This is a genomic window from Microbacterium sp. STRO-2N (assembly GCF_057747775.1).
Genome location: NZ_CM173223.1, coordinates 1534619 through 1550965 on the forward strand (window position 1 = coordinate 1534619; position 16347 = coordinate 1550965).

General features: G+C 70.0%; 15 protein-coding genes. 11 read left to right on the plus strand and 4 right to left on the minus strand.

Translation table 11 applies throughout. From position 1 onward, the window contains the following. Positions 1-8 precede the first annotated feature (8 nt). The gene (locus AC3ANN_RS07080) at positions 9-500 is read left to right on the plus strand and encodes a peptide deformylase (protein ID WP_488340273.1); all 492 of its coding nucleotides are present in this window, start codon (positions 9-11) and stop codon (positions 498-500) included. A 72-nt stretch (positions 501-572) separates the two neighbouring features. Here AC3ANN_RS07080 and AC3ANN_RS07085 read toward each other — a convergent pair whose 3' ends face one another. Further along, complete coding sequence (locus AC3ANN_RS07085; RefSeq protein ID WP_488340274.1) at positions 573-2399, minus strand: AMP-dependent synthetase/ligase; 1827 nt, start codon at positions 2397-2399, stop codon at positions 573-575. A 155-nt stretch (positions 2400-2554) separates the two neighbouring features. Here AC3ANN_RS07085 and AC3ANN_RS07090 point away from each other — a divergent pair, with 155 nt between their 5' ends. From AC3ANN_RS07090 to AC3ANN_RS07105, 4 genes are all read left to right on the plus strand, one after another. Continuing rightward, positions 2555-3490: an ROK family glucokinase gene (locus AC3ANN_RS07090; RefSeq protein WP_488340275.1), complete on the plus strand. Its 936-nt coding sequence runs from the start codon at positions 2555-2557 to the stop codon at positions 3488-3490. A gap of 4 nt (positions 3491-3494) precedes the next feature. Further along, positions 3495-4184, plus strand: a complete 690-nt coding sequence (locus AC3ANN_RS07095; RefSeq protein ID WP_488340276.1) for a lysophospholipid acyltransferase family protein — start codon at positions 3495-3497, stop codon at positions 4182-4184. A 63-nt stretch (positions 4185-4247) separates the two neighbouring features. Beyond that, positions 4248-5585, plus strand: coding sequence for a class II 3-deoxy-7-phosphoheptulonate synthase (locus AC3ANN_RS07100; RefSeq protein ID WP_488340277.1), 1338 nt, complete (start codon positions 4248-4250; stop codon positions 5583-5585). Between the two features lie 585 nt (positions 5586-6170). Further along, entirely contained in the window at positions 6171-6791 is a 621-nt protein-coding gene (locus AC3ANN_RS07105) for a hypothetical protein (protein WP_488340278.1), read from the plus strand. 108 nt (positions 6792-6899) lie between these two features. On the opposite strand, the gene pknB is transcribed toward AC3ANN_RS07105, so the two are convergent. Together pknB and AC3ANN_RS07115 are read right to left on the minus strand one after the other, a co-directional pair. Further along, complete coding sequence (gene pknB / locus AC3ANN_RS07110; RefSeq protein ID WP_488340279.1) at positions 6900-8825, minus strand: Stk1 family PASTA domain-containing Ser/Thr kinase; 1926 nt, start codon at positions 8823-8825, stop codon at positions 6900-6902. Positions 8826-8907: 82 nt separating this feature from the next. Beyond that, entirely contained in the window at positions 8908-10125 is a 1218-nt protein-coding gene (locus AC3ANN_RS07115; RefSeq protein ID WP_488340280.1) for a LysM peptidoglycan-binding domain-containing protein, read from the minus strand. A 165-nt stretch (positions 10126-10290) separates the two neighbouring features. Between AC3ANN_RS07115 and AC3ANN_RS07120 the strand changes: the two genes are divergently transcribed. After that, a complete protein-coding gene (locus AC3ANN_RS07120; protein ID WP_488340281.1) occupies positions 10291-10641 on the plus strand; it encodes an Rv2175c family DNA-binding protein in 351 nt (116 codons plus the stop codon). 26 nt (positions 10642-10667) lie between these two features. Here AC3ANN_RS07120 and AC3ANN_RS07125 read toward each other — a convergent pair whose 3' ends face one another. Beyond that, positions 10668-11762, minus strand: coding sequence for a polyprenyl synthetase family protein (locus AC3ANN_RS07125; RefSeq protein WP_488340282.1), 1095 nt, complete (start codon positions 11760-11762; stop codon positions 10668-10670). Between the two features lie 81 nt (positions 11763-11843). Between AC3ANN_RS07125 and AC3ANN_RS07130 the strand changes: the two genes are divergently transcribed. The 5 genes from AC3ANN_RS07130 to AC3ANN_RS07150 all read left to right on the plus strand — a co-directional run bounded on the left by AC3ANN_RS07130 (position 11844) and on the right by AC3ANN_RS07150 (position 16331). Next, positions 11844-12212, plus strand: coding sequence for a DUF3040 domain-containing protein (locus AC3ANN_RS07130; RefSeq protein ID WP_488340283.1), 369 nt, complete (start codon positions 11844-11846; stop codon positions 12210-12212). Positions 12213-12419: 207 nt separating this feature from the next. Then, complete coding sequence (gene mraZ / locus AC3ANN_RS07135) at positions 12420-12851, plus strand: division/cell wall cluster transcriptional repressor MraZ (RefSeq protein WP_127819571.1); 432 nt, start codon at positions 12420-12422, stop codon at positions 12849-12851. A 123-nt stretch (positions 12852-12974) separates the two neighbouring features. Next, on the plus strand, positions 12975-13928 hold the full coding sequence (rsmH, locus tag AC3ANN_RS07140; protein ID WP_488340284.1) for a 16S rRNA (cytosine(1402)-N(4))-methyltransferase RsmH: 954 nt from the start codon (positions 12975-12977) through the stop codon (positions 13926-13928). Then, positions 13925-14536 (plus strand): cell division protein FtsL, encoded by a 612-nt coding sequence (gene ftsL, locus AC3ANN_RS07145; protein WP_488340285.1) that lies wholly within the window; start codon positions 13925-13927, stop codon positions 14534-14536. The genes rsmH and ftsL overlap by 4 nt, the downstream gene beginning before the upstream one ends. Before the next feature lie 7 nt (positions 14537-14543). Next, positions 14544-16331, plus strand: coding sequence for a peptidoglycan D,D-transpeptidase FtsI family protein (locus AC3ANN_RS07150; protein WP_488340286.1), 1788 nt, complete (start codon positions 14544-14546; stop codon positions 16329-16331). Positions 16332-16347 lie beyond the last annotated feature (16 nt).

Below are 16347 nucleotides of genomic sequence, written 5' to 3' on the forward strand. Positions count from 1 at the left end.
GGGATCCGATGGCAGTCCGTCCCATCCGCCTCTTCGGTGACCCCGTCCTGAAGTCCGTCAGCGCCCCGATCGAAGGCATCGACGACGGCGTGCGCGCCCTGGTGCGCGACCTCCTCGATACCGTCGAGCTGCCCGGCCGCGCCGGCGTCGCGGCGCCGCAGATCGGCGTGGGCCTGCGCGCGTTCAGCTACAACGTCGACGGCGACATCGGCTACGTGCTGAATCCCGTGCTCGTCGAGGTCTCGGGTGAGCCGGAGGCCATCGGCGAAGGATGCCTCTCGGTCCCCGGCCTCTGGCACGACGCCGTGCGGTATCCCTGGGCCAAGGTCGTCGGCATCGACCTCGACGGCAACGAGCTCGTGCTGGAAGGGGAGGGCCTTCTCGCCCAGGCGCTGCAGCACGAGACGGACCATCTCGACGGCAAGCTCTACCTCGAGCGACTCACCCCCGAGGAGCGACGCGTGGCGATGCGCGAGATCCGGGAGTCGGACTGGTTCTGACGAGCGTGCAGACACAATGAAGAGAGCGGATGCCGGGAAGCCCGGCATCCGCTCTCTTCATGTCTGCGTGAGTCAGCTGAGCGAGACGTTCGTCGTGTTCACCGGCACCGCGTAGATCTCGTCGACATCGCCCGCGAAGTCGGCGAGGATCACGTTGCGCTTGATGCTCATCTTCGGGGTGAGGTGTCCGCTCGCCTCGGTCCACTCGGTGGGGAGGATCGTGAACTTGCGGATCGACTCCGCTCGCGACACGTGCTTGTTGGCCTCGTCGATCGCGCGCTGCACCTCGGCGCGCACGGCCTCGTTCTTCGCGGCGTCGACGAGGGTCATGTCGGCGGGCAGCCCGTTGTTCGACAGCCACGTCGGGAGCATCTCGGGGTCGAGGGTGATCAGGGCCGAGATGAACGGCTTCTGATCGCCGACGACGACCACCTGCCCGACGATCGGGTTGGCGCGGATCGGGTCCTCGAGTGCGGCCGGGGCGACGTTCTTGCCGCCGGCGGTGACGATGATCTCCTTCTTGCGGCCGGTGATCGTGAGGAAGCCCTCGTCGTCCACCGAGCCCAGATCGCCGGTCTTGAACCAGTCGCCGTCGAACGCCGCGGCGGTCGCCTCGGCGTTGCGCCAGTACTCCTTGAAGACGTTGATACCACGCACCTCGATCTCGCCGTCGTCGGCCAGACGGATGCCGACGCCCGGGAGCACCGGGCCGACCGTGCCGATCTTGGACTTGTTGGCGAGGTTCACGGTTGCAGGCGCCGTCGTCTCGGTCAGGCCGTAGCCCTCGAGGATCGTGACGCCCAGACTGTGGAAGAAGTGCCCGAGACGCGGCCCGAGCGGCGCTGAGCCCGACACCGCGTACACGACGTTGCCGCCCATCGCGGTGCGCAGCTTGCTGTAGACGAGCTTGTCGAACAGCGCGAACTTGATCTTCGTGCCGAACGGCACCTTCTTGCCGTCCTGCAGCATTCGCGAGTGCTCGATGGCCGTGTGCGCGGCGGCGCGGAAGATCTTGCCCTTGCCGCCGGCCTCGGCCTTCTGCTCGGCCGAGTTGTACACCTTCTCGAACACGCGCGGCACGGCGAGCAGGAACGTGGGCTTGAACGAGCCGAGCGCCGGGAGGAGCTGCTTGGTGTCGGGCTGGTGGCCCGTCTTGACACCGGCGTGGATGTTCAGGATCGAGATGAAGCGCGCGAAGACGTGCGCGGTCGTGATGAACAGCAGCGTCGACGCGCCCGGGGTCTCGACGACCTCGTGGAGCGCCTTGGCGGAGTTGCGAGACAGCTCGACGAAGTTGCTGTGCGTGAGGACGCAGCCCTTGGGCCGCCCGGTCGAGCCCGACGTGTAGATGAGCGTGGCGATGTCTGCACCGTTGGCAAGGTTGCGGCGCCGCTCGATCTCGTCGTCCGAGACGCTCGCTCCCTCGGCGACCAGCTTGTCGAGGTCGCCCGCGTGCATCTCCCATGCCGAACGGATGAGCGGCAGCTCGCCGCGCACCTCGGCCACCCGCGCGGAGTGGTCGGAGGACTCGGTGATGACGGCGATGGCACCCGAGTCCGAGAGGTTCCACGAGATCTGCGCGGCCGAGCTGGTCTCGTAGATCGGGACCATGACGGCGCCGGCGTAGAACAGCGCGAAGTCGACCAGCGTCCAGTCGTACGTCGTGCGCGCGATGAAGCCCACCTTGTCGCCTGGCTCGATGCCGGCGGCCGCGAACCCCTTCGCGAGGGCGACCACCTGCTTCTGGAACTCGGCGGCGGTGATGTCGCGCCAGCCCTCCCCATCGGGCACCGAGAACAGGGCGAGCGAAGGCGTCGCCTTGACGCGCTCGACCAGGAGGTCGGTGATGTTTGCCTGCGGATCGGCGGGGACGATCGCGGGGACTTCGAATTGGACCACGGCAGCTCCTTCGGTACCGGACGACTTTCAATCTCGGGTGGATCTCATACGAGTCTAATCCGCTGTCATGCGACGGCCAGGGCCACTGTGGAGGAGCGCCTCCTGGATAGACTTCAAGGCGCTGTCGCGCCCGCGGCCGCAGGAGAGGGAACGCAGTGCTCAAGGTCGGCATCGACATCGGCGGGACGAAGATCGCGGGAGGAGTGGTCGACTCCGAGGGACACATCGTCGAGAAGGTCCGCGTCGACACGCCGACCGACACCGGCGCCCTCGCCGACGCCGTGATCGACATGGCCCGCCACTTCCGCGCGACCCACGATGTCGCGGCCGTCGGCGTCGCCGCGGCGGGGTTCATCGACCGCGACCGTGCCACGGTCATCCACGCCCCGAACATCGCGTGGCGGAACGAGCCGCTCAAGGCGCGGCTCGAAGCCGGCATCGGCCTGCCGGTCGCGATCGAGAACGACGCGAACGCCGCAGGCTGGGCCGAGTACCGCTTCGGCGCCGGGCGCGGCGTCGGACACATGGTCATGCTCACGATGGGAACAGGCGTCGGCGGGGCCATCGTCCTCGACGGCGAGCTTTTCCGCGGCGGGCACGGCATCGCCGCGGAGCTCGGGCACATGCGCTTCATCCGAGGCGGGCTGCTGTGCGGGTGCGGGCAGAGCGGATGCCTCGAGCAGTACGCCTCGGGTCGCGCACTGCAGCGGGAGGCCAACGACATCGCCGACGCGGGCGGAATCGGCGCGGCGCTCGCGCAGCTGCGCGCCGAGACCGGCACGATCTCGGGCCCCGCCGTCTCGCGGCTGGTCCTCGCCGGCGACCCCGGCGCGACCGAGGCGCTGCGCCGCGTCGCCACTGCGCTCGGCGAGGCGTGCGGTGGATTCCAGGCCGTGCTCGATCCCGAGCTGTTCGTAATCGGCGGGGGAGTCGCGCAGCTCGGCGAAGACCTCCTCGGGCCGGTTCGCCTCGCCTATGAGACCTCCCTACCCGGCTACGGCGACCGTCCCGTCGCGAAGTTCGCGATCGCGCAGCTCGTCAACGACGCGGGCCTCATCGGGGCGGCCGATCTGGCCGCCGCGGAGGGATAGCGCGATGTTCTACTGGCTGATGAAGTACGTGGTGATCGGTCCGATCGTCAAGGCGATCTGGCGCCCGTGGATCGTCGGCCGTCGCAACATCCCCGCGGAAGGCGCCGCGATCCTCGCCAGCAACCACCTGTCGTTCGTCGACTCGATCTTCCTGCCGCTCATGATCGACCGGCCCGTGGCGTTCCTCGCCAAGAGCGACTACTTCACGGGCAAGGGCCTCAAGGGCTGGGCGACGCGCATGTTCTTCAAAGCCACGGGCCAGATCCCCATCGACCGATCCGGCGGCAAGGCGTCCGAGGCATCCCTCAATACCGGTCTTCAGGTGCTCGGACGCGGCGACCTGCTCGGCATCTACCCGGAGGGCACGCGCAGCCCCGACGGCAAGCTGTACCGGGGACGCACCGGCATCGCCCGCATGGCGCTGGAGGCGCACGTGCCCGTCGTGCCGGTGGTGATGGTCGACACCGACACGATGATGCCGATCGGGACGCGCGTGCCGCGCATCGTGCGCGTCGGGGTGGTCATCGGCGAGCCGCTCGACTTCTCGCGCTTCGAGGGCATGGAGGGCGACCGCTACATCCTCCGATCGGTCACCGACGAGATCATGGTCGCACTCCAGCGACTGGGGGAGCAGGAGTACGAGGACGTCTACGCGTCCACCGTGAAGGACCGCCTCAAGACGAAGAATCGCTGACCCCGGGGCGAACAGCCCGTCATGCGGCGCCGGGCGTCATCCGCCCGCGGCTAGAATCGTGGGATGCTTCAGCAGCTCGACGCGCTCGACCACTGGCGGACCCTGCCCATCAAGCAGCAGCCGCAGTGGCCCGACGCCGACGCGGTGGCGGCGGTGTCGGCGGAGATCGCGACGCTGCCCCCGCTGGTCTTCGCCGGCGAGGTCGACAACCTCCGCGACCGCCTCGCGCGCGCGGCATCGGGCAACGCGTTCCTGCTGCAGGGCGGCGACTGCGCCGAGACGTTCGCGGGTGCGACGGCCGAGCAGATCCGCAACCGCATCAAGACGGTGCTCCAGATGGCGGTCGTGCTGACCTACGGCGCGTCGATGCCGGTCGTGAAGATGGGGCGCATGGCGGGTCAGTTCGCCAAGCCCCGCTCGAGCGACACCGAGACCCGCGGCGACGTCACGCTCCCCGCCTACCGCGGAGACATCGTCAACGGCTACGACTTCACCGAGGGCTCGCGCCAGGCCGACCCGCAGCGGCTTCTGAAGGGCTACCACACCGCCGCCTCGACGATCAATCTCATCCGGGCGTTCACGCAGGGCGGCTTCGCCGACCTCCGCGAGGTGCACTCGTGGAACAAGGGCTTCGCGCAGAATCCCGCGAACCAGGCATACGAGCGCATGGCGGGCGAGATCGACCGTGCGATCCGCTTCATGGAAGCCGCCGGCGCCGACTTCGACGAGCTGAAGCGCGTCGAGTTCTACACCGGCCACGAGGGCCTGCTCATGGACTACGAGCGGCCGATGACGCGCATCGACTCCCGCACGAACACGCCCTACAACACGTCGGCGCACTTCCTGTGGATCGGTGAGCGCACGCGCGAGCTCGACGGCGCGCATGTCGACTACTTCTCGAAGATCCGCAACCCCATCGGCGTGAAGCTCGGTCCCACCACGGCGCCCGAGACGGCTCTGGCGCTCATCGACAAGCTCGACCCGAACCGCGAGCCGGGGCGCCTCACGTTCATCACGCGCATGGGCGCGGGCAAGATCCGCGAGGCCCTGCCGCCGCTTCTGGAGGCCGTGCGCGACTCGGGCGCCACGCCGCTGTGGGTCACCGACCCGATGCACGGCAACGGCATCACCACGCCCACGGGCTACAAGACGCGTCGCTTCGACGACGTCGTCGACGAGGTCCGCGGCTTCTTCGAGGCCCACCGCGCGGTGGGCACGTTCCCCGGAGGCATCCACGTCGAGCTCACCGGCGACGACGTCACCGAGTGCCTCGGCGGGTCCGAGCAGATCGACGAGGCCACCCTCGCGACGCGCTACGAGTCGCTGTGCGACCCGCGCCTGAACCACATGCAGTCGCTCGAACTGGCGTTCCTCGTGGCCGAGGAGCTCGAGAAGCGCTGACCCCGCGAGCCTGACGCGGCGCGGGCCCCGGATGCCTCTTGCCGAGGCATCCGTCGTCTTCGTCCTTTCAGCGCGCCCGAGCCGCGCCGCGCGCCAGCTGCTACTTCGCGAGACTTCACGTTTGTCATCGAATGGCCGCGGATCGATGACAGAGGTGAAGTCTCGCGTATTCCCAAGTCGGGCTGTGGAGAACATTGAGGCCGCGTTTCGCTATGACGCGATGATCGGGGGATGCCGGAACCCTCTCCGCTGCCGTATCCGTTGTCGCTCGGTCCGTTCCGCTACTCCGAGGCCGCCCGTGCCGGAGTGCCTCGCAGCCGCCTGCGCGCAGCGGACCTCGACCGCCCTCATCGTGGCCTCTACGTCCCATCGCTCAGAGAAGCGGATGTCGTCGCCCGATGCGAACAGCTCGTTCCTCTTCTCGGTGAGCATACCTGGTTCAGCCATCTCACCGCCGCGCGACTCTGGGGCATGCCCCTCCCGTTTCCCTGGACGCGGGCCGAGGCCCTCCACGTCATGACGCTCGCTTCGCGTCCGCCGATGCGGCGCAGGGACGTCGTGGGATGGGAGACGAACGAAAGCGGGATGCCTCGCACGATGCTCGGCCTCATCCCCGTCGTCGGTCCTGGCGAGGTGTGGGCCCAGCTCGCCGTCCCCGGATCGACCGGTCGCGACCCCGTGACTCGAGCGAGACGCCGGCTCACGCGAGACTGGCTCGTCGCGGTCGGCGACTTTCTGCTGACCGGCCCCAAGCGCGAGGGGCGTCGGCGCCCGCTCTGCTCGCGCGACGACCTTGCCGAAGCGCTGAGCAGGCGGCGGGGGAAGCGGGGCGTGGTCGATCTCGCGGCGGCATTCGACCTGGTCCGTACCCCGGTCCATTCACCGAAGGAGACGCATCTGCGGTTGGGACTCGTCGCGTGCGGCTTACCGGAGCCCGACGTACAGGTCCCCGTGATGACGGCCTCGGGGCTGCGGCACGCCGACCTGGGCTATCCCGATACTCGACTGCTCATCGAGTACCTCGGGGATCATCACCGGACCGATCGCGAGCAATGGCTGGAGGACCTCACGCGGCGTCAGCTGTTCGAAGACGCCGGATACCGCGTCATCGAGGTGGGCGCGGCCGACCTCGATCCCGACTGTCGTGCGCTGGCCGCGCGCATCCGCCGCGCCCTGAGCGGGCGTTCGTTCTCGCCGCCCGCATGAGCGCGAGACTTCACTTTCGTCATCGCAGGCGGCGCGATCACTGACAGAAATGAAGTCTCGGCCGGCGAAGGCGACGGATGCCGGGGGCCGAGGCATCCGTGACGGTTCTCAGCCCGCGGCGGTCACGCGCACTTCAGTGCCGCGCCGGTGGGTGGTTCCCGCCTCGGGGTCGGTGGATGCCACGGTGAACAGTCCCCACACGAACTGCGGCACGACGGTGGTGGGCTTGAAGCCCGCTTCCTCGAGCTCGGCCATCGCGTCGGCCAGGTTGTCGCCGACGACGTCCGGGACCTCGATCGGAGGGGGACCCAGCGAGACGACGAGTGTCGTGCTGTCGCCCTTGCGCCACCAGCCGTCGCCCTCGCGTGCGGTCATCGTGATGACGGAGCCCTCGGCGATGTCGTCGCTGTACTCCTCGGTCTGTCCGGCGACGGTGATGCCGGCATCCGCGAGGATCTGCGTCGCCTCGTCGACGGGCTCGCCGACGACGCTCGGGAGCGGTCCGAGCGAGACGCCGAGCGTCGCCGCGTCACCCTGGTGGACCGTGCAGCCCTCGCCGCATTCGATGTTGTCACCGCCCGCGGCCGGATGGATGGCGACGTAGACGACAGTGCCGGCGGGACCGTCGGTGTAGTACGTCTCGCTCTCGCCCGCCGTGACGTGCTGGGCGGTCAGCTGGGCGCGGACCTCGTCCTCGGTCAGTCCGTTGAGCTTCGCGAAGGTCGCCTCGGCCGGGCCGAGCGAGACCACCACGGTGACCTCGCTGTCGCGCTCGACCCGGATGCCCGGCGACGGGTCGGTGCTGATGACGTGACCGACAGGCACATCGAGGCTGTTCTCGTCCTGCCGCACCGCGACGAGGGTGTCCTGCTCGAGCTCGGCCGCCGCCTCCTCGAAGGTCATGCCCGACACGTCCGCGACGGGCACCATCGAGCCCGGACCCGAGCCGAACCACCAGCCGAGGCCCGCCGCGAGCGCGGCCAGCAGGATCACGACGGCGATGAGCCACCCGCCCTTCGCCCGGCGCCGTTGCACGGCGCGCCGCAGGCGAGTGGCGTTGTCGACCTCCTCGAGACCGGAGGTCGGGCCGGTCGCGGTCGAGGGCAGCACGGCGGTCAACTCGCCCGTGCCGGCCGCCTCGTCGCGGACGACGCTGATCGGACCGGTGCGGGTGACGACCGGGGTCACCCCGAGCTCGCGCTCGATCTCGCGCAGGCGCTGGAGCATCTCGCGAGCGTCGGTGGGACGGTCGTCGGGCGCTCGCTCGGTCGCCCACAGCACCAGCTCGTCGAGCGGCTCGGGCACGCCGGGGTTCTTCACGCTCGGACGCGGCACCGAGTCCGTCGCGTGCTGGAAGGCGATCTGCATGGGCTGCTCGCCCTTGTAGGGCTGCTCGCCGGTGAGCATCTCGTACAGCATGATGCCGAGCGCGTAGATGTCGCTGCGGGCGTCGGCGGTGCCGCGCGTGACCAGCTCGGGGGCGAGGTACGCGATCGTGCCGAGAAGCTGCGCGCCGGACGCGGTGTTGGCCGTCGTCGCGCGGGCGAGGCCGAAATCGCCGATCTTGATGCGGCCGTCCTCGGCGAGCAGGACGTTCTCGGGCTTGACGTCGCGGTGCACGATGCCGGCCTTGTGCGCGGCGGCGAGCCCCGACAGCACGGCGTCGAGGATCGAGATGGCCTGCGACACCGTGAGGCGTCGCTGCTCTCGGAGGAGCTCGCGCAGCGTGATGCCGGGCAGGTACTCCATCACCAGGTAGGCCATCTCGCCGTCCTGGCCCTGGTCGAAGACATTCACGACGTTGGGATCGGCCAGGCGCGCCGCTGCCCGCGCCTCCTGGATGAACCGGCTCTGGAACACCGTGTCGTCGCTCAGGTGCCCGTGCATGACCTTCAGCGCGACCCGGCGCTCGAGGCGCAGATCGGTCGCGACGTACACCGTGGCCATGCCGCCGCGGGCGATGCGAGCACGCACGCGGTATCGACCGTCGACGAGACGGCCGATCAGCGGGTCCGTCTGCTGACTCGTGCTCACGCTGAGAGTCTACGGACGTGGACCTGCGAGCCCGCGGAGCGGCTCACCCTGCGACCGTTCCGTTACCGGCCGGTGACCCGCGTCAGCCGAGCGCGGCGAGCCACGCGTGGGCGGGCGCCTCCCACTGCGCGTAACGCTCAGGGTAGGCCGAGATCTGCACGGCCTGCGCGGCGCCGGCGAACGACAGCGACTCCCAGCCGGGGATGTCGAGCAGTCCGCGCGTGCGCGACCCGTTGGGATCCGACGGCCCGCCGTAGAACGCCCGGATCGAGCGGGCGGCGTCGCGCACCTCCGCCTCGGTGCCCCAGCCGGTGCTCGGGCGCTGCTGGAACAGGCCGAGCGAGTCCCGGTCGCCCCAGTCGAGGTTGCGGATCCACGACTCCTGCATCGCGGTGCCGAGGGCGATCGCGATGCCGCGGTCGGGCACACCGAGCTCGCGGCCGATCTGCACGATCAGACGGGCGTTCGCGGCCTGCTCCGCGTCGAGCCCCGGAACGGCGGGGGCGGATGCCGCGACCGCCGCGAGCGGGATGGCGATGGTCTGCCCGGGGTAGATGATCGACGCCCGCGTCAACCCGTTCGCGGCGAGCACTGCGTCGGTGCTGACGCCGTGGCGCTGTGCGATCGCGCTGATCGTGTCGCCCGCGACGATCGTGTAGCTGCCGCCCACCGAGGGCGCCGGCGCCGGCGCGGGGGAAGGTGTCGGCGCGGCGGCCGCAGCCGTGCCGGGGAAAGCGATGGTCTGCCCGGGGTAGATGATCGACGATCGGCTCAGTCCGTTGGCTGCGAGCACGGCGTCGGTCGTCACGCCGTGGCGCTGCGCGATCCCACTGATCGTGTCGCCGCGCTGCACGGTGTACGAGCCGGCGGAGGGCGCAGGGGCGGGTGTCGCCGGGGCGGCGGCCGGGCCGGCGAGCGTCAGCACCTGACCCGGATAGATCACCGAGCGCCACCCCAGGCCGTTGAGCGCCAGGACGTCGGCGGTGCGGAGTCCAAAGCGGCCCGCGATCGCGCTGACGGTGTCTCCCGGCTGCACGGTGTAGGTGGCCGGTGCGGGGGACTGGCCCCTGCGGAGGGGTGCTGCCGCGGCGGGCGCCTCCCGCGTGACAGGGGCGGATGCCGCGATCTTCGTGCTGCGCAGCGCCGGGGCTCCGCTGTCGCGAGCGTGGGCGTCGGACTGCTCGGCGTGCGCCGGCGCCGCGGACAGCGTGAGGGCGATCGAGCCGACGACGGCGACCGGGATCCCGGTCAGGGCGGCGCGGGATCGGGCCTTGCGATGGGTATGGCGGACTGGTCGCACGAGTTTCCCCCCTCAGTCGACTCCAAAAACCGTGTCACGGATGTCAATTGGTGTCAACGGGTGGTATGCAGTGGTGCTCAAGTGACTGATGTGACGAAGGATGCCTCGTCTCGCTGCGCGGCGCCCAGGCGCCCACGCCTGCACCGATCTGGAATAGTTGCTGTCGTGACGACTGACGACGCCTCGCTCATCGAGACCGACTGGCTCACCCTGCCCGAGCTCGTGGAGGTCCTCGGCGAGCCCCTCGGCCGCGTCCGCCGCCTGCTGGACGACCTTCATCTCGTCGGCTCACGGCGGGACGGCACCCTCAAGGTACCCGCCGTCTTCATCGTCGACGGCGAGCCGCTCTCGTCGCTGCGGGGCACCGTGTTCGCCCTGCACGACGCGGGCTTCACGGACGACGAGGCGATCGACTGGCTGCTGGCGCCGGAGGACACGATCGGCGTCGCGCCGATCGAAGCGCTCCGCGCCGGCCGCAAGAGCGAAGTCCGCCGCGTCGCCCGCACGCTCGCCTGAGCCGGGGGCATCACCCGCGGCCCGCGTCAGGTTGTGCGGATAGTCGCCGCGCGCGCGAGGTCGCGCAGCTCGCTCACGGCGGCATTGCCGAGGCGCGCGCCCGAGAGCGCCCGATCCGCCGTGCGCACGTAGCCGGCGATCAGTTCCTCGACGCGCTCCAGCGCGCCCGAGTCGACGATCGTGCGCTGCAGCGACGCGATCTGCTCGTCGTCCAGCGACGGGTCGCCGACCAGCTCGTCCACGATGCGACGCGCCGACGCGGGCAGCGCTTCGCGCGTGTACGCGATGAGGACGGTGCGCTTGCCCTCGCGCAGGTCGTCGCCGGCGGGCTTGCCGGTCTTGCCCGCGTCGCCGAACACCCCGAGCACGTCGTCGCGCAGCTGGAACGCCATGCCGAGCGGGTGCCCGAACGACTCGAGCGCCGCCGACTGCGCGGCATCCGCCCCCGCCACCGCCGCCCCGATCGTGAGGGGCTGCTGGATGCTGTAGCGCGCCGACTTGTACGATGCCACGCGCAGCGCCCGCTCGGCATGACGATCGTCGGGCTCCGACGCGTACGCCGATTCCTCGGCGACGTCGAGGAACTGCCCGAGCGTCACCTCGCGGCGCATCGCGGCGTACTGCGCGCGCGCCGCGGCCGCGCGCTCGGGCGCCAGATCGGTCAGCCCCTCCTCGAGCAGATCGTCGCTCCACGCGACGAGCAGATCGCCGAGGAGGATCGCGCTCGACCGTCCGAACGCCGCAGGATCGCCGAGCCAGCCCGCGTCGCGGTGCGCCGCCTCGAGGGCGCGATGCGCCGACGGGCGGCCGCGTCGCGTGTCGGAGTTGTCGATGAGGTCGTCGTGGACGAGCGCGGCGGCGTGGAAGACCTCCAACGCGGCGGCCGCCGTCACGACGGCGGGAGGCGGGGAACCGGCGGGACCGGATGCCTCCTCCACTGCCCTCCACCCGGCGACGCAGAATCGTCCGCGCAGCCGCTTGCCGCCCGACGTCGCCGCCGCGGCGGCCTCGACGAAGCGCACAGCCTCGACTCCGGCATCCGTCACGGCCTCGCGCTGCGCCGAGACGAAGTTGTCCACTCGCTGAGAAATGGCTTCGATCGGCTCTGCGGAGGCGGACACGGGCCTAGCCTAGTGATCTACGGCACGCGTAGACTTTGACCACGGCCCGCAGACGGCCGACGGAAGTACAGAGGGGGATGCATGCCACTCTCCGAACAGGAGCAGCGCCTGCTGGACGAGATGGAACGCCATCTCATGCGCAACGACGCCGACGTCGTCAGCGCGCCCCGCGACGGCCGCGCTCTGAGCTATCGCAACATCGTCTACGGCACGATCCTGGTGCTCCTCGGCCTCGGCGGTCTCATCGTCGGCGTCTCGCAGCAGCTGATCGTCGTGGGTGTGATCGGATTCGTCGTCATGCTCGGCGGCGTCCTCCTCGCCGTCACACCCGGCCGCGGGCCGGGCCGGGTCCGCGTCGATCCCGACCGTCCCGCGAAAGCGGCCACGAGCGGCTCCTCGTTCATGGATCGCATGAACGACCGCTGGGACAAGCGGCAGGGCGAGCGCTGAGCGTCACCACCGTCTGATCCCGCACTGAGCACCGACCTTCGGGTCGGTGCTTTTTTTGTGCCCGCAGCCGGGGTGCCGTGACGCGGCAGAAGGGCGCGCGAGGAGCGCGGGGGAGAGAACTGCCCGTTCGGTGGTAGCAAAGTGGAGGAGAGTGGAGTAAAGTGGCGAACATCCCGGGGGGCCGGACGAAGGGGGAGTGATGTACCGATGCTTTTGGGCACGCACACTCCCAAGCTCGACGACAAAGGTCGCGTCATCCTCCCGGCGAAATTCCGTGACGACCTGGGCGGGGGCGTCGTCGTGACGCGCGGGCAGGACCGCTGCCTCTACGTGTTCAGCACGCAGGAGTTCGAGCGCGTGCACGAGCGCATCCGCGAGGCGCCGCTCGCCAACAAGCAGGCCCGCGACTTCCTGCGCATGTTCCTCTCCGGCGCGAGCGCCGAGAAGCCCGACAGCCAGAACCGCATCACGATCCCCCCTCCGCTGCGCGCATACGCCGGCCTGGATCGCGACCTCGTCGTCACCGGCGTGGGGGCCCACGCCGAGATCTGGAACGCCGAGACGTGGAACACCTACGCCGCGGCCAACGAAGAGACATACGCCGAGCTGGAGCAGGAGGTGATCCCGGGCCTGTTCTGAGGCGCTTCCGCCCCTCGGCCCCGACTCCCAGCCGCTCACGCCCTGACGCACTTCCCCGGCGCCAGGTCAGAGCGGATGGGGATCAGGGTCTAGGGACCGGCAGATGCAGAGGCACCGCACATCATGAACCTCCGTGACATCCACACCCCTGTCCTCCTCGAGCGCTGCTTCGAGCTGCTGGCGCCCGCCCTCGAGCGAGAGGGCGCCGTGTTCGTCGACGCGACGCTCGGCATGGCGGGCCACTCCGAGGCGTTCCTCGAGAGGTTCCCGCGCCTGCACCTTGTCGGGCTCGACCGCGACACCGACGCGCTGCGCATCGCAGGGGAGCGGCTCGCGCCGTTCGGCGATCGCGTCACGCTCGTGCACACGGTGTACGACGGCATCGCCGAGGCCGTGACGTCGGCAGGGTTCGAGCGGGCCGACGGCATCCTCTTCGACCTGGGCGTCTCGTCGCTGCAGCTCGACGTGGCCGATCGCGGCTTCGCGTACTCGCAGGACGCGCCGCTCGACATGCGCATGGACCAGTCGGCGGGCACCACCGCCGCCGACATCCTCGCGACCTACGGCGAGGGCGACCTGCGGCGCATCTTCGAGCGGTACGGCGAAGAGAAGCTCGCCGGACGGTACGCGCGGGCGATCATCGCCGCGCGCGCCGAGGCGCCGATCGAGCGCTCGGGCCGGCTGGTCGAGATCCTCGTCGCGGCCACGCCCTACGCCGCGCAGCGCACCGGGCACCCGGCGAAGCGGGTGTTCCAGGCGCTGCGCATCGAGGTCAACCGTGAGCTGTCGGTGCTCGAGCGCGCCATCCCGGCTGCCCTCGGAATCCTGCCCGTCGGCGGCCGCATCGTCGTGCTGTCGTACCAGTCGCTCGAAGACCGCCTCGTGAAGCGGGCGCTCGCGGATGCCTCGGCCTCCACCGCGCCGGCGGGACTCCCCGTCGAGCTGCCCGAGCACGCGCCGCGCTTCCGGCTGCTCGTGAAGGGCGCCGAGCTCGCGAGCGAAGAGGAGCGCGCGGTCAACCCGCGCGCCACACCGGTGCGCCTGCGCGCCGCGGAGCGGGTGAGGGAGGACTCATGAGCATCACCTCGCACGCGCTCGCGTCGTCGCCGCTGGTGAATCGTCCGGCCGTCGCCCCTGATCGGACGGATGCCCCGAACCGGCGTCTTCGCGTCGTGGAGGCGCCCGCGCACCGGCGCCGCCCCAAGCTGCTCTACGGCGTCATCGCGGTGCTCGGCGCGTTCCTGATCGCCGGCGCCCAGATGGCTCTGTCGATCATGACAACGCAGGGCTCGTACGAGCTGGCCGTGCTGACGAAGCAGCAGAGCGACCTGACATACCAGAAGCAGATCCTCTACGACGAGGTGGCCGGCCTCAGCTCGCCGCAGTACCTCGCAGCCAATGCCGCAGCGCTCGGCATGGTGATCGACGAGTCGCCGAGCTACCTGCGACTCAGCGACGGCGCCATCCTGGGCGCCTCCGAGGTCGCGCTCGGGTCGTCGTCCATCGACGCGATCGGCCGCGGCTCGGTGCCGAACGCCCTCATCGCCGACACGCCGCTGGTGACCGTCGACGGCGCGACGATCGGCGGGCTTCCGGCCGAGGTGGTCGAGACCCCGGTCGACGGCGGAGTCGGCAACACTCCGCCGCCCCTCACCGACGGACTGCCGACCCCGAGCACACACTGAGACGGACATGACGACACGCAGCACCCGAACCCCGCGCCGCCGGACCGTGGTGGCCCTCGCCGTCGTGCTCGCGGTGCTGGCCGGCTTCATCGTCCGGCTGGTGGACATTCAAGTGGTCAACGCGGGCGAGCACGTCGAGGATTCGCTCGACCGCGCCTTCGCGGGATCGCAGAAGCTGTATGGCGCGCGCGGAGCGATCGTCGACGAGAACGGTCAGACGCTCGCCGGAAGCATCCTGCGCTACGACTGTCAGGTCTCGCCCAAGCTCATCAAGCAGATCGACGCCGACGTGCTGGTGGGCGACTCCGACGCGCGGCTGTGGGCCGACGTGTCGGAGGACGTGGCCCAGATCACCGGGCAGACCCCCGAGGAGGTCCGCGGCATCGTCGCGTCGGCTCTCGCCGAGGACCCCGACTCGCAGTTCGCCTACCTGAAGAAGAGCGTGTCGACCGAGCAGTTCCGTGCCCTCATCGACCTCGGCGCGCCGTACATCACATGCTCCCAGCATCCGGCCCGCGCCTATCCCGACGGCGCCGTCGCGGGCAACCTCATCGGCTTCACCGGCACCGACGGCGACGCGCTCGAGGGCCTCGAGAAGTCGCAGGACGACTGTCTCGCCGCGACGAACGGCGAGCGCATCTACCAGCGCGGCAAGGACGGCGTCATCATCCCGGGGACCGAGACCGAGACCCCGGCGACAGACGGGGGAACGCTCCAGCTCACGATCAACCGCGATCTGAACTGGTATCTGCAGCAGCTCATCGCCGAGCAGACCGTCAACATGGCCGCCCGGCACGGCGCGATCCTCGTGTACGAGGTGAAGACGGGCAAGGTGCGCGCGGCGGCGGAGTATCCAACGGTCGACCCCAACAACGTCGAGGCGACCGCGCCCGACGACCGCACGAGCGAGATCTTCCGCGGCACCTTCGAGCCGGGGTCGACGTTCAAGGCGCTCACCGCCGCCACCGTCATCGACGCGGGCGGCCAGACCCCGACCTCGACGGTCACCTCGTCGTGGGAGGAGCACTTCGCCAACGGCGCCCGCGTCCGAGACGCCTTCCAGCACCCGACGTACGAATACACGCTCGCCGGCGTGCTGATGGACTCGTCGAACGCGGGCATCTCGAAGTTCAGCGAGAAGGTCAGCCCGCAGGTGCGCTACGACTACCTCACCCGGCTCGGCATCGGGCAGGGGACCGGCTCGGGCTACCAGGGGGAAGCCAACGGCCTGGTCCACCCCGTCGAGGAGTGGGGCGCGCAGACCACGTACAACACGTCCTTCGGTCAGGGTGTCACCACGACCATGCCCGAGCTCGCCCGGGCATACGGAGCCATCGTGAACGACGGCGTGATGATGCCGCTGTCGATCATCGAGTCCTGCACGAAGGCCGACGGCACCGTCATCACGCCCGATCTCGGCGAGCCGGAGCAGGTGATCAGCGAGAGCACGTCGGCGCAGATGCGCTCGATGCTCGAGAACGTGTTCCTGGGCGCCGCGTACGCCGACACCGTCGAGATCCCGGGCTACCGCATCGGCGGGAAGACGGGCACCGGCGAGAAGGCCGACCTGGTCAACGGCGGATACAAGTCCGGCGTCTACTACACGACGATGATCGGGTTCGCCCCTGTCGATGACCCCGAGTACGTCGTGGTCGTCACCCTCGACGAGCCGACGAAGGTAACATCGTCTGCGGCCAACGCGACCGCGTTCCAGAGGGCCATGACCCAGGTGCTGAAGACGTACCGCGTCATGCCCTCGACGACGGCGCCGGAGCTGCTGCCCAAGTTCGGGTGAGCTCCCCGAACCGGCC